Origin of the sequence: Rothia sp. HMSC078H08 (assembly GCF_001808955.1) — a bacterium.
In the GTDB taxonomy this organism is placed as follows: domain Bacteria; phylum Actinomycetota; class Actinomycetes; order Actinomycetales; family Micrococcaceae; genus Rothia.
Genome location: NZ_KV795256.1, coordinates 363,585 through 377,754 on the forward strand (window position 1 = coordinate 363,585; position 14,170 = coordinate 377,754).

Sequence of the window (14,170 nt, forward strand, 5' to 3'; positions counted from 1 at the left end):
CTACTTTTTCGGCGTAAGCAGTGTGCGGGGTCTTTAGAATCCACACAATTATACGCCCTCTGCCGGTGTGACTCAAGGGTGAGAATCACCTCAGCAGAGGGCGTATAGGTGTGGGGGCTTTAGCGTGCGCCGCCCTTGTAGATCAGTTCGCGTGCCACCTGGCGGTATGCTTCCGCGCCGGGGTGGCTGGAGGCGTAGCTGAGAATCGGCTCAGCGGACACCGATGCGTCCGGGAACTTCACGGTGCGCTTGATGACGGTGTCGAAGACCTTGTCGCCGAATGCGTCCACGATGCGTGCCAGAACTTCCTTGGAGTGGATGGTGCGCGCATCGAACATGGTGGCAAGTACGCCGGAGATTTCGAGGTCGGGGTTCAGTCGATCCTGAACTTTCTCGATGGAGTCGACCAGCAGTGCGACGGCGCGCAGCGCGAAGAACTCACAAATCAGCGGAATGATGACCCCTTCGGAAGCGGTCAGTGCATTGACGGTCAGCAGGCCCAGGGAGGGCTGGCAGTCGATGAGGATGACGTCGTATTCGTCACGGACCTTGCGCAGTGCCGAGGCGAGAACCTGCTCGCGAGCCACTTCGTTGACCAGCTGAACTTCAGCTGCGGAGAGGTCAATGTTGGCGGGCAGCAGGTCGATGTTCTCCACGCCGGTAGGCAGGATGACGTCCTTGATGTCGACCTTGCGGTCCATCATGACGTTGTAGACGGTCAGGTCCAGTTCGTGCGGGTTCGCACCGAAACCGGCGGAGAGAGCACCCTGCGGGTCGAAGTCGACCAGCAGCACCTTACGGCCGCATTCTGCCAGCGCCGCGCCCAGGTTAATGGTGGAGGTGGTCTTACCCACGCCGCCCTTCTGATTCACCATAGAGATAATGCGGGCGGGACCGTGGCTGCTCAGCGGAGCCGGGTCGGGGTATACGCGCAGGGGTCGACCGGTGGGGCCGAGTTCTTGAGCCTGAGCTTCAGTCAATGGTTCACCTTCATCAATGAATTCGAAGTTTTAAAGTTTAAGCGTTGTCTATAAGGTTACCTCAAGAGCGGCTGTTCCGCGGATTGACGGGGTTTTATCCCCTCTCGTGAGCACGCGGATGCGCCATGCGGTACACCTCCATGAGCCCCTCGGGCGTGACCTTCGTGTACACCTGCGTGGTCGCGATGGAGGCGTGCCCGAGCAGTTCCTGCACCACACGAATATCGGCTCCGCCCTGTAGCAGGTGCGTTGCGAAACTGTGGCGCATGGAGTGCGGCGAGAAGTCGGAGCTGAGCCCGGCGGCTTCGGCGGCTTCTTTGAGGATGAGCCAGGCGCCTTGGCGTCCGAGTCTGCCGCCTCGTCCGTTGACGAAGAGCGCGGCGGTGCCTTTACCGTGCGCTACGAGGGAGGGGCGGGCACGCACCAGGTAATCCTGAATGGCCTTGTGGGCGTAATTTCCGAGGGGCACGAGGCGTTCTTTGCTCCCCTTGCCGAAGAGCCGCACGTACCCGGGGAGGGTGATGTCGTTGCCGTCCTCGTCAGTCAGGGTTTCTTCAAAGTGCACGTCGTCGATATCGGCATTGAGCATTTCGCTCACACGGGCACCGGTGGCGTACAGGAATTCAAGTATGGCGCGGTTTCGCAGGCCGATGGGAGTGTCTCGATCCGGCACGGCGAGGAGGCGCTGCATCTGCTCCACAGTAATAGCTTTGGGTAGGCGCTTGACGTTTTTGGGCGGTGTCACGGTCGCGGCGGGGTCTTTTTCCACCAGAAAGGCAGAGACCCAGAAGGCGTGGGCTCCGCGCACGGCGGCCATGGTGCGGGCAATGGAGTTAGGGCCTAGAGGCAACGGGATGCTTCCCTCGCCGCTCTCCCGCTCCCCCGCCGCGGTACCGCGGCCCCCTTCGGCGGCGATGAGGACGGCCAGGGATTCTGCGGCCTCCTCGGCATCCACGGAGTTCTCTTCCCCCGGCTGCTTTTTAGCTGGAGCGGCCAGGCCGGGTATGGGCACGGTGGGTGCGGCAAGCTCGCGCATAAATGAACGCACCTGCGCGGTCGTAATGCGTTCGGGGTCGATTACCCCGAGGGTGGAGAGGTACGCGGCGTAGCGGCGCAAGTCTCGCGCGTACGAGGCGATGGTGTTCTCGCTGCTACCCCGCTCGACCCGCAGATGCACCAGGTACTGGTCGATGGCCCGCTCCAGGGGGGTCTGTTCGCCGGCCCCCTCGACCGCGGGGGTAGCGCCCTTCAGTGCGGGCTGTGCCATATCTCTTCCCTTCTCACGCGGTCGTTCGGGTTTGTTCGGATGCGCACGGTAGCGCGAAATGCCTCTTCGAGGGATCGGGCGAGAAGATTCCGAACCCTAACGGAAGGTCTGCGGCTTCTGTCGGCGATGCCCCATGTAGGGGTGGAATTCCCAGCCGCCGGCGGCTTCGCGCAGGCCCTCAAAGCCGCGCGCCGAGGCGGCGTAGGTGGCCAGAATCGCCTGGATGGCCAGCGCGTTGTGCACTTTACCGTCCAGAACCAACTGCACCGCGTCCTGCAGGGGAACCCAACGGTAGGTCATCTCCGCCTCTTCTTCGGTACGCTCGATGCGTTCTTCGGCGGGCAGTTCGCTCAGGTCGCGGGCCAGGTAGACGCGACCCGCTTCACTGGTTGCGCCGGGGCTGCTGAAGTAGTCGGTCAGTGCGTTCCAGGTTTCTGCCTGCAGGTCTGCCTCTTCGGCGAGTTCGCGCTGCGCGGCGACCAGAGGGTCTTCACCATCGATGTCGAGCAGTCCAGCGGGTACTTCCCAGAGGTTCATGCGCACCGGGTGGCGGTACTGGTTGAGCATCAGCAGTTCGTCGTTGTCGTTGAGGACCGCCACGGCGACGGCGCCGGGCATTTCCACGACGTCGCGGGTCAGCACGGTGTTTTTGTTGAGTTCGTACTCTTCAACGGTCGTTTCGATCACGTAGCCGCTGTACTTCACGGTGCGGGTGCGGATGGTGCGTTCGGAGGGTGCATCAATAATCTGCTGGTTGTTGCTCATTCTTTCATTGTAGGCGGCTTCTTAGCCCCGCTACGTTTGGCGCGTCAGGTACGGGCACGGATTAAAGCACGTTCAGGTTTAAACGAAAGCATCCCGCTCTCCCCTGCGCGGGGTGAGCGGGATGCTGAACGTTTGTGCCTAGATGTTAGGCGCCGCGGCGCTCCAGAGCAGCCTTAATCAGGCCGGAGAAGAGCGGGTGCGGGCGGGTCGGACGCGAGCGGTACTCGGGGTGTGCCTGAGTTGCCACGTAGTAGGGGTGTGCCTCTGCGGGCAGTTCCACGTACTCAACCAGAGAGGAGTCCGGGGAGGTACCGGAGATGCGCAGGCCTGCTTCTTCAAGCTGCTCGCGGTACTCGTTGTTCACCTCGTAGCGGTGGCGGTGACGCTCTGCAACCTCGGTTGCACCGTACGCCTTAGCAACCTGAGAGCCGGGAACAAGGTTTGCCTCGTACAGGCCCAGGCGCATGGTGCCGCCCAGGTCGCCTGCACCTTCGACGAACTGCTTCTGCTCTTCGATGGTTGCGATGACCGGTACGGAGGTTTCCGGATCGAACTCGGTGGAGGATGCTTCGGACAGGCCCAGTACGTTGCGTGCGTACTCGATGACCATGGACTGCAGGCCGAGGCAGATACCCAGGGTCGGGATCTTGTGCTCGCGTGCGTACTTGAGGGCGCCGATCTTGCCGTCCAGGCCGCGGATGCCGAAGCCGCCGGGCACGAGGATTGCGTCCATGTTGCGCAGCTGGTGGTCGGCATCTTCGTCGGTTGCGCACAGGTCGGCTGCAACCCACTTGATGTTGACCTTCACGTTGTTTGCGAAGCCGCCGGCGCGCAGAGCCTCGGAGACAGACAGGTATGCGTCGGGCAGGTCGATGTACTTACCGACCAGGGCCACGTTCACCTCTGCTGCGGGGCGGTGCACTGCGTCGAGCAGGCGGTCCCACTGGGTGAAGTCCGGTGCGGGAGCCTCAATGCCGAAGTAGTCGAGGATGTAGTCGTCGAGCTTCTGGCTGTGCAGGGTCTTGGGGATGTCGTAGATGCTGGGTGCGTCGGCGCAGGAGATGACTGCGTCGCTGTCCACGTCGCATGCGTTACCGATCTTGGTACGGTGCGATACGGGAACCTCACGCTCACAGCGCAGGATCAGACCGTCAGGCTGGATACCCAGGCCACGCAGTGCTGCGACGGAGTGCTGGGTCGGCTTGGTCTTGAGCTCGCCGGAGGGGCCGATGAAGGGCACCAGGGAGACGTGTAGGAAGAAGACGTTCTTGCGGCCAACATCGCGGCGTACCTGGCGTGCTGCTTCCATGAAGGGCAGGGACTCGATATCGCCGACGGTACCACCGATTTCGGTGATGATGATGTCGGGTGCGTTGTCAATTTCCGCTGCGTGACGCATGCGGGCCTTGATTTCGTCGGTAATGTGAGGGATGACCTGGACGGTGTCGCCGAGGTATTCGCCGCGGCGTTCCTTTGCGATGACGGAGGAGTAGACCTGGCCGGTGGTCACGTTAGCGGACTGGTCGAGGTTTTCGTCCAGGAAGCGCTCGTAGTGTCCGATGTCGAGGTCGGTTTCAGCACCGTCGTCGGTGACAAAGACTTCACCGTGCTGGAAGGGGTTCATCGTACCGGGGTCAACGTTCAGGTAGGGGTCGAACTTCTGCATGGTCACAGAGAGGCCACGTGCGCGAAGAAGCTGACCGAGGGAAGAGGCCGACAGGCCCTTACCGAGAGAAGATGCAACGCCGCCGGTCACGAAAATCTGGCGGGTTACCTTGTCGTTAGAGGACGCGTTCAGAGCGTTATTTTTTTCATTCACCACGGAATTTAAGCCTACCATTTTCTTGTCTGCTATCCAAGCAGAGGGTTTTGCCGCGAGAGGATTCTCTCAGGCGGTTTTCCCTCCCCTATTTGTCCTTATCACCACTGTAAACGGAGCTGGGGATTTATTATTCCCGCCGCGCCGTGTAGAAGCAGGTGTAGGAGTATGCACAGAGTATCTCACATCCTCCGCACTCCATGCACCACTGTTGGTCACCGGCTTGGGCTGTACTGACAACTTTCCGGGGCAGGCTCGCGCACTTCAGTCCCTTTGATGGTCTTTAGTGCGAAAGATGCTATCTTTCGACGCTTTTGCCAGCACTTTCCCAATGTATTTCCCTGCAGGTTTGCCGTCAGTTTCAGCGCCCCTGCGGCACTTCTCGACCGGCTGCCAGCAGCTCGCGGGCGTGCTCTCGTGCCGATTCTGATTGATCGTGCCCGGAGAGCATTCGCGCCAGTTCCACCACGCGTTCCTCTTCGGAAAGTACCTTGACCTTCGAGAGGGACGCGTCATCATTTTTCAGCACAAGGATGTGCTGGTCCGCGAAGGCGGCAACCTGCGGCAGGTGGGTGACCACCAGAACCTGCACGTGTCGGGCGAGCATGGCAAGGCGGCGACCGATTTCGATAGCTGCCTTACCACCCACACCGGAGTCCACCTCATCGAAGATGAAGGTGGGCACGGGATCCACTTCGGCAAGCACTACCTCCAGGGCGAGCATCACGCGGGAAAGCTCACCACCGGAGGCGCCCTTACCGAGCGGGCGCGGCACGGCAGTTCGGTGCGGGGCCAGCATGAAGGTCACGGTGTCTCGACCGTGCACCGAGAACTTTTCAGCTTCGGCAACCTCCACGACCAGGGAGGCGTTCGGCATGGCAAGAGCGGTGAGCTCTTCGCTGACGGCGTCCGCCAGTTTCTGCGCGGCGGCACGGCGCAGGGCGGTCAGCTCTTCTGCCTGGGCGCCAAGCACCTTGCGTAGCTGTACCAGCTCGGTTTCCAGGGTTTCCTGTCGCTGCGGGTCGTCCACCAGGGTCTCAAGGCGTGCGCGGGATTCTTCGGCCCATTCGAGGACCTCAGCAATATCGGCACCGTACTTGCGGGTGAGGGTCGCCAGCTGGGCGCGGCGAGTCTGCACCTGCGCCAGACGTTCGGGCCCTTCAACATCCAGGGAGGCCATGTAGGAGGACAGATCCGAAGAGATGTCGGTGGCAAGAATCAGCAGCTCGTTGACGCGCGCCGCGAGGGAGGCAAGCTCTTCGTCAGCGTCTGCCTGCGCCTGTAGCGCGGAGCGGCTTGCATCGAGCAAGCTCATGACGCTCTGCTCGTCGCCGGTGGAGTACTCGCTACCGCTGAGCGCTGCGGATGCGGTTGCCGAGGCAATGCGTAGCGCTTCCACGTTCATGAGCTTCACCATTTCGGCTTTGAGCTCTTCTTCTTCCCCGGCCTGCGGATTGACGGCGCTGATTTCTTCGAGGGCACCCTGCAGGGTCTGCGCTTCGAGGGCTCGTGCGCGAGAGTTTTCGCGTACTTCCTTCAGCTCTGCGGCGGCGGCGCGGTATCGCTCGTAGTTTTCGCGGTACTTCTCAAGCAGGTTGGCGAGCTCTTCACCCGCGTACAGGTCGAGGGACTGGCGCTGCTCTGCCGCTGATTTGAGGCGCAACTGATCGGACTGGCCGTGGACTGCAACAAGAGTCTGACCAATCTGAGACAGGGTTCCGATGGGCGCGGAGCAACCTCCAACATGCGCGCGGGAGCGTCCCGAGGCGTTGACGGTGCGTGCCAGAAGCAGCTCGGAGGTCTGTTCGTCGATGTCTTCGGCGGTGCCGCCGGCTTCTTCAGCAAGCTCAAGGGCGCGGTGCCCGTGGGGCAGGCGAATGACTGCTTCGGCGAGGGCGCTCTTGGCGCCGTTGCGCACGCTGGATGCGTCGGATCGGGCGCCCAGGAGCATGCCGAGGGCAGTGACGACCATGGTTTTACCTGCGCCGGTTTCGCCGGTCAGCACGGAGAATCCGGGTTCGAGGGGGAGCCTCGCATCGGTGATGATGCCGAGGTCTCGAATATGGATTTCCTCAATCACGAACGTTCGTTCCTTTTCTTTAGTGCTTCTCGGTATCCTGCGGGCCGCGCCAGCCACGGATCGGAAGCTCAAATTTACGCACCAGTCGCTCTGAGAAGGGAGCCGGGTGGATACGGGCGAGCAGCACCGACTTTTCGGAGCGTCTCACCTCAATACGGGAGCCGGGGTCCAGCTCTACGGTTCGGCGGCCATCGCACCAGAGCACGCCGGAAGCGCCGTTTCCGGGCATCATTTCTACCGCCAGAGTGGAGGTCGGCGCTGCTACCAGCGGGCGTGCGAAGAGCGCGTGAGCCGAGAGGGGCACCATGAGAATTGCTTCAACTTCGGGCCAGACGACCGGGCCGCCGCCGGAGAAAGCGTAGGCGGTCGAGCCGGTGGGGGTTCCCATGACCACGCCGTCGCATCCGAAGCTGCTGAGCGGGCGGCAGTCCACCTCGATAATGACTTCAATCATTTTTTCGCGGTTGCCCTTTTCGACGCTGGCTTCGTTCAGCGCCCAGTCGCTGTGCACGCGCTTGCCGTCGTTCCAGACTTCCACGTCGATTGCCATGCGTTCTTCAACGGTGTATTCGTTGTTGACGATGCAGCGAACGGTTTCGGTCAGGTCGCTCTCTTCGGATTCGGCAAGGAAGCCGACGTGCCCCAGGTTCACACCGATGAGCGGAACACTGGTTCGGCGCACCATTTCTGCGGCGCGAAGAATCGAACCGTCACCACCGAGTACCACGCCGAGTTCAATATCGATGAGCGCCACGGATTCATGGACGACCTGCACGGGGACGGGCTCGTCCCAGTTTTCGCTCAGGGTTTCCAGATCGGAGCGAGTCATGACGGGTGCGAGTCCCTCTTCGTAGAGCTGGGTGCATGCCTGTCGGGCGGCATCTCGTGCTTCTTTGCGCCCCACATGGGCGAAGACGAGAATCTTACGGTGACGTTGTTCCACCGAGTCTTCAAAACCATGACGTTCGAAACTGTGGTATTCGGAACTATGACGCGCACCTGCGGCAACTACCTGTGCGGTTGCTTCCTGCGGTGCGTGGCTTTCGTGTTCTGCCATAACGACTCTCTCCCATCGGGTGTTGAGATCGGGATGTTGAGATGGTGTATCTACACCTATCATACCGAATATGTTCTCGAAGATTTTCTAAAGAGCTATATTTTTAGAAAATTATTTCGAATAGCGTACGGCTGGGGTATCTCTAAAATACCTGTAAAAATACCTGTAAAAATACCTGCGAATAGCGCGGCAGCCTGAGAAAGCCCCGCCCTCAACGCGTCCTGCGTTACCGAGCGGTTTCTCTCAGACTGCCTTAGCACTATTTATTTTCGGCACTATATTTACTTTCGACACCGTTGAATAGGGAGTTGTAAAAAAGTTCCCTTAGCCTGCACAGCAAGATAATTTCGAAACATCTTTGTCAAAAGTTAGGACAGCCAGCTTCAATCCTTCTGCCATTGTTAGATATGGAGCCATCGTTTCTCTCAGATCTCCAACAGTTAAACCGAATTTCACAGCTAATGTTGCTGCATAAATTACGTCTCCTGCGTTTTCTGCCACTACATGCGCCCCTAACACTTTCAATGTTTTCGCGTCTGCCACTAATTTGAAAACACCTGTTGTTTCCCGATTAACGAGCGCTCTTGGAACAGCATCCAACGGCAATACCGATGTTTTCACTTCATATCCTTTTTCTTTTGCCTGTTGCTCCGTTAAACCAACCGTTGCAATCGATGGAGAAGTAAACGTAACGCCTGGAACCACTTCTAAATTGACCTTTTGATTTAGTCCTCCGATTGCATTACGAGCAGCAAGTCCACCTTCATAAGCAGCTACATAAACAAATTGGGGACCGAGAGTGACATCTCCAGCTGAATAAATTCGGGAATTGGTCGTTTTAAGATAATCATCAATGACAATTTCACCACGGGAACCAACTTCAACGCCTGCTGCATGTAAGTTTAATGATTCTGTATTTGGTTTTCTTCCAGTGGCAATTAGCAATTGTTCTGCTTCAATAATTCGCTTTTTACCATTTATCTCAACATGAACTTTTTTAATGTCTCCATCTTGCTCAACTCGTTCATAGGTTGCACCTGTTACTAAATTAATTCCCTGTTCTGTTAAGGCCTTAGTAATGGCTTCTGAAATTTCAGGATCGTATTCTTTTAATAGACGCTCGCTTCTTTGAATCAAAGTGACTTCTGACCCGAGGTTATGAAATAGTTGTCCTAATTCCATGCCGATATATCCTGAACCAATTACGGTAAGACGATTTGGAACCTTCTTTAATTCCAATAAGCTAGTGCTTGTTAAATAATCTACTTCATCTAATCCGGGAATATTAGGTGCAGTTGAAGAAGCACCTATAGCTATTAAAAATCTTTTGGCTGTGATTTGATTGCCATTTACTTCAACTGTATTTTCATTTACGAATTTTGCTTCACCTTTTATTAATTCAAAACCATAATCATCAATTAAATTCACATATTTTTCATTTCGCATCTCGGTTACTAAATCATTCTTTTGTTTTACTAATGGCGCTAAATCAACACTTGAAGCCGAAGTGTGTAATCCCACAAATGGATTATTTTTTGCTAGATGATTGATTTCCCCTGCTCTTAATAAGGTCTTAGAAGGAACGCATCCGACATTAACGCAAGTTCCACCCACCGTTCCACGCTCAATCATAGCCACTTTTGCGTTCAAAGTAACGGCTTCAATGGCAGATGAAAAGGCAGCTCCACCAGAACCGATGATGATGTAATCATAATCATAGTTACCTTCATCATTTAAACTTACATCTGTCCTTTTTTCCGATTGCACTTGTATTTCTTCTGCTTCGCCCGGGTGATAATTTGCGTCAGCAATCGCCTTTATTGCACTTTCAACCTCAATATCATCGGGCAGTTCAAATACTGCTTCACCACGACGATAACTAGACTCAATATTTTTAGCACCTATCTTTTCAAGTGCTGATTCTACGTGTTTTTCACAACCCGTACAAGTCATTCCTGAAATGTTTACCTTAAATTTATTCATAAAAAAGCTCCTTTCGTTTGTTAATGTTTCTATTATAACATAGTTTCAATTCGTTTTAAATCCTCTATTTGTTTTTGCACTTCCTTTTGTTTTTTAGAAACAAATTCGAACATATCTTGACAACGAACTTCATCTTTATCTACAACACCAAGTAATTTATAAATCTCACTTAAAGAGAAACCAAGTTCCTGTATTCGTTTATTAAACCCAACACGCTTAACGTCATCATATGAATATATCCGATAACCAGCTTCCGTTCGGTGAGGTTCTTGTAATAAATTTTTTCGCTCGTAATATCTGATCGTTTCTTTATTAACTCCACATTTATCTGCAAACTCACTAATGCGATAAATCATCTTATTTCACCCCCTGAATATTATAAACCATGTACCATAGTACACGGTCAAGTAAATTGGACTATTTTATTTTTTTCCCAAAGTATCACTCGTATGTGATTGATACTTTTATATAATACTATTGATTATCCTAACATCCCACCAGAAAATCCGATTTAAACACCAGTTGTTTTTAAACTATTAAGAAAGTAATTCCACTATATATTCCGAAGACCCTTTATTTTTTGCACCATAGGAAGTACTCTACGTTGCCGTCCTGTCCGGGGAGCGGGCTGGGTTCCATACCCATCACACGCAATCCGTGGCTGACCGCAGATGCCTGAACTTTTTCTACTGCTTCACGGCGGGCGGATTCTTCGTGCACCACTCCCCCACGTCCGATGCGATGCTTGCCGACCTCGAACTGCGGCTTGACCATGAGCACCAGGTCGCCGCCGGTTTCGGTGGCGTTCGCTAGCGCCTCCATAACCAGGGTCAGCGAGATGAACGAGAGGTCGGAGACCGTCAGTTCGACCTGCCCGCCGATGTCTTCGGGCTTCATGTAGCGAACGTTGAGTCCTTCGTACACGCCAACTCGCGGTTCTTCACGTAGTGCGTCCACGAGCTGTCCGTGTCCTACGTCAACGGCGGCTACGTGGGCGGCTCCTCGACGAAGCAGTACGTCGGTAAAGCCTCCGGTGGATGCTCCCGCGTCCAGGCAACGCTTGCCCTCCACCTCAATATCGGGGAACGCGTCGAGGGCACCAGCGAGCTTGTGGCCGGCACGGCTGACGTATTCGGTCAGCTCGCTCTGGCGCACGTAGAGGCTGTCCTCCGGGCCCACAATCATGGATGCCTTGCGCGCAACCTTGCCGTTGACTTGCACGTCCCTTGCCGCGATGAGTTTTGCGGCGAGGGTTCGGGAACTCACGAATCCGGCTTCGACCAGGTATTTATCGAGGCGCACGGTGTCCTTGTCTTCTTTCTGTCGTCGTCTGGTGATGTCATCGTCTGGTGACGGGTTATCTAGTGTCACCTCAGAGCATTGCTGTTCTGAGGTGACACCGCCGCGAACTAGGAGAGGTTTTCGAGGTCTTTCTCCAGCTGCTCACTCATCGTTTCGAGGCGCTTGACGCGCTCTACGGGATCCATGGCGAGGGTCGCCGCGAGTTGGCGCTCGAATTCTGCATCAAGCTCAGCGGTTTCCTCTGCCGTGCTATTAGTCTCCGGTTCTTTAGGCACCGGGGATCCCCTGGATGTTGGGGCGTGCGCCCTGTTCGGGGTTTGCCGCCCACCATGCCGCGCAGGCTACACGCCATGCTTCGGCTTCGCTCTCGCTGCCCGCGAATGCTTCGGTGTCTTCAATCTCGGGGCCGGTCAGGCTCAGGTTTTCACCGCGAACTCGGGCCTGCCAGGTGGGGCCGGTTGCGGTGACTTCATAGCCTTCGTAGAGCACCTCAATTTCGGGGTAGGGTGCGAAGAAGTCCTCGAGGGTGCGCAGAATATAGGTCGGACGCTGGTTCGGCACGGCCTCGATGACGTCCTGGTAGGTCTGTACGCCGGTGAGGACGAGGGCACCGTCCATCTTTGCGTTGTTGGCGCCGAGAATGTCGGTGTCCAGGCGGTCACCCACAATGACGGGGCGGCTGGAGTTTACTGCCTGCGCTGCGGTGTGGAAGATGGGCGCTTCGGGCTTGCCCGCGACGAGCGGGGTGCGGCGGGTTGCGCTTGCTACGGCTGCTACGAGGGTTCCGTTGCCGGGTGCCTGGCCTCGTTCCTTGGGGATGCTCTGGTCGGTGTTGGTTGCAATCCAGAGGATGTCGGGGTTTGCGAGGGTGTAGGCGGCTTCCGCGAGGTCTTCCCAGCCGATCTTGGGGTCGAAACCCTGGATGACGGCTACGGGGCCTTCTTCTTCCTTGCGTACGGTTTCGAGGCCTACCGCACGAACGCAGTCGGCGAGTGCTTCGGTGCCGGTGATGAGTACTTTGGAGCCTGCGGGTACGTGCTGTGCGAGCAGTGCGGCGCCTGCCTGTGCGGAGCTGACGACTCGTTCTGCTCGGGTGTGCACGCCCAGTTCACGCAGGTGCTCTGCTACGGATTCTACGGAGCGCGATGCGTTGTTGGTGACGAAGATGACCGGTACATTGAGTTCTTCTTCGGCGCGGTTGAGCGCTTCGGGTGCACCTTCGATGGCGAAGGGACCCGCGTAGACTACACCGTCCAGATCGGAGAGGAGGGCATCGTAGCGGGATAGGAGTGCGTTCGTGGTCATAGAGTGTTCCTCTCGGGGTCTCTGGCGGTTGTCGCTATTAATCGTACCTGTTAGACACTCTAGCGTTGTCGCCTTCGGGCGATTATATGGAAAACCGCTGGACGCTCTCCCCTGCTTGGGTGTGGCGTCCAGCGGTTTCACGCTGACACTTAGGTCACGTATTTAGAATTCTTAGATTCTCTGCAGTCTTATTCTGCGGAGGTTTCTTCTGCTTCTTCAGTCTTGGGAGCTTCGGTCTTCTCGTCCTCAGCTACTTCTTCTGCAGTTTCGATTGCTTCCTCTTCTGCGGAAGCTTCAGCGGTCTCTTCAGCTTCTTCTGCGGTCTCAGTGAGTTCTACGGACTTCTCTTCCTGCTCGAAGAGGCCAGCTTCACCGAACATGTCGAAGATTTCGGGTTCTGCGAAATTGCCCTGGCCCAGTGCTGCTTCTGCCATGAATGCGAGGCGTGCCCAGCGTTCTGCTTCCTGGTTACGGCCTGCGTTAGCCAGCGCGTCGGAGTATGCGCTGAACAGACGGGGGCTGTACTCGAAGGCGCGCTTGGGGTTCAGCTGAGGAATCTGCAGCGCTACGACGGCCTCGGACTTCTTGCCCTGATCGCTGAGGATACCGGATTCAACGATGGCGAGCTCTACGCGCACGTTAGCGGGCAGTTCTTCCTTCTTGAATTCTGCAATCATTTCCATTGCCTTGGGCAGGCGGCCGAGCGCGCGTTCGCAGTCCACCAGCAGTGCCAGGTGGTCTACGGAGCCGCTAATACGGCGGTGGGTGCGCAGTTCGCGCAGTGCCAGTTCGAAGTCTTCTGCAACGTATGCGGCGACGCCAACGGCTTCGCGTACTGCGGCAATACGGCCTGCACTGCGGGATGCGGCAACGGCGTGTTCCAGCGCAAATTCGGGGTCGATGTCGAGGTAGCGACCAGCCATGGCGAGGTGCTTTGCGACGGTTTCTGCGTTGCGAGGTTCCAGGGCGCGCAACTGACGGAAGGTTGCGCCGTCCAGCTCGCGACCGGTGATGTCGTCATCAATTTCCGGTGCCTTGGGCTTTGCGGGGCGGTAGCCTGCACGGCCACCGATGCTGCGTACTTCTTCGCGAGGTACTTCAGCCTCGGGACCGTTGGAGCGAGGTGCCTTGGATCGGGAGTCGGAGCGACGGCCGTCGAACTTCTTGCCTCCGCGGTCGTTACGCTTGAAACCGCCCTTGCCGCCAAAGTTCTTGCCGCCCTTCTTGGAGCGGAAGTCCTTTCCTCCGCTGTTCTTGCGGTGCTGGCGGGGGCCGGAGCCGTTAGACTCGTGACGGGGGGGCTCAGACATGAATCTCCTTGGGAGGTATCCGCCAGTGTGGGCGGGTAGGGTATGCAGTCGATTCGGGCGAACCGCTGCCTGAGGCATCAACTCTATGAGGGGTGCTTTAGATACACCCGCTAATGCCTAAACATAAGCCATACCATTCTAGTATAGAGAGCACCTTCCGCGCACCCGTACTGATGGGATGTTAAAGACAAATGGGGAGGCCTAACGACCTCCCCAAACAAAAATAGCCCCGGCGAAGCCGGGGCTATTGAATAATAAAGCGGCAATAACCTACTCTCCCACACCCACAAAAGTGCAGTACC

The 14,170-nt window shown here is 56.9% G+C and carries 11 protein-coding genes and 1 pseudogene; all 12 read right to left on the reverse strand.

Going from position 1 to position 14,170, the window contains the following annotated elements:
* Nucleotides 1-119: 119 nt before the first annotated feature.
* The gene (locus HMPREF2528_RS06840) at nt 120-980 is read right to left on the reverse strand and encodes a ParA family protein (protein WP_005506637.1); all 861 of its coding nucleotides are present in this window, start codon (nt 978-980) and stop codon (nt 120-122) included.
* A gap of 94 nt (nt 981-1,074) precedes the next feature.
* Nucleotides 1,075-2,247: a site-specific tyrosine recombinase XerD gene (locus HMPREF2528_RS06845; protein WP_070506807.1), complete on the reverse strand. Its 1,173-nt coding sequence runs from the start codon at nt 2,245-2,247 to the stop codon at nt 1,075-1,077.
* A gap of 96 nt (nt 2,248-2,343) precedes the next feature.
* Complete coding sequence (locus tag HMPREF2528_RS06850) at nt 2,344-3,012, reverse strand: NUDIX domain-containing protein (protein ID WP_070543408.1); 669 nt, start codon at nt 3,010-3,012, stop codon at nt 2,344-2,346.
* A gap of 145 nt (nt 3,013-3,157) precedes the next feature.
* Complete coding sequence (locus HMPREF2528_RS06855) at nt 3,158-4,852, reverse strand: CTP synthase (RefSeq protein ID WP_070543410.1); 1,695 nt, start codon at nt 4,850-4,852, stop codon at nt 3,158-3,160.
* A 340-nt stretch (nt 4,853-5,192) separates the two neighbouring features.
* On the reverse strand, nt 5,193-6,911 hold the full coding sequence (gene recN / locus HMPREF2528_RS06860; protein ID WP_005506652.1) for a DNA repair protein RecN: 1,719 nt from the start codon (nt 6,909-6,911) through the stop codon (nt 5,193-5,195).
* A gap of 19 nt (nt 6,912-6,930) precedes the next feature.
* A complete protein-coding gene (locus HMPREF2528_RS06865; RefSeq protein ID WP_141744447.1) occupies nt 6,931-7,968 on the reverse strand; it encodes an NAD kinase in 1,038 nt (345 codons plus the stop codon).
* Between the two features lie 324 nt (nt 7,969-8,292).
* Nucleotides 8,293-9,951, reverse strand: a complete 1,659-nt coding sequence (merA, locus tag HMPREF2528_RS09050) for a mercury(II) reductase (RefSeq protein WP_083297888.1) — start codon at nt 9,949-9,951, stop codon at nt 8,293-8,295.
* A gap of 35 nt (nt 9,952-9,986) precedes the next feature.
* A pseudogene (gene merR / locus HMPREF2528_RS09055) lies at nt 9,987-10,307 on the reverse strand (Hg(II)-responsive transcriptional regulator); the annotation flags it as partial.
* Nucleotides 10,308-10,524: 217 nt separating this feature from the next.
* On the reverse strand, nt 10,525-11,253 hold the full coding sequence (locus tag HMPREF2528_RS06870) for a TlyA family RNA methyltransferase (protein ID WP_070543412.1): 729 nt from the start codon (nt 11,251-11,253) through the stop codon (nt 10,525-10,527).
* A 107-nt stretch (nt 11,254-11,360) separates the two neighbouring features.
* Nucleotides 11,361-11,528 carry a hypothetical protein gene (locus tag HMPREF2528_RS06875; RefSeq protein ID WP_005506658.1) on the reverse strand — a complete coding sequence of 56 codons (168 nt, stop codon included), beginning with the start codon at nt 11,526-11,528 and terminating at the stop codon, nt 11,361-11,363.
* A complete protein-coding gene (locus HMPREF2528_RS06880) occupies nt 11,521-12,558 on the reverse strand; it encodes an HAD-IIA family hydrolase (protein ID WP_070543415.1) in 1,038 nt (345 codons plus the stop codon). The genes HMPREF2528_RS06875 and HMPREF2528_RS06880 overlap by 8 nt, the downstream gene beginning before the upstream one ends.
* A gap of 188 nt (nt 12,559-12,746) precedes the next feature.
* Nucleotides 12,747-13,868, reverse strand: coding sequence for a tetratricopeptide repeat protein (locus HMPREF2528_RS06885; protein ID WP_070543417.1), 1,122 nt, complete (start codon nt 13,866-13,868; stop codon nt 12,747-12,749).
* Between the last annotated feature and the right edge of the window lie 302 nt (nt 13,869-14,170).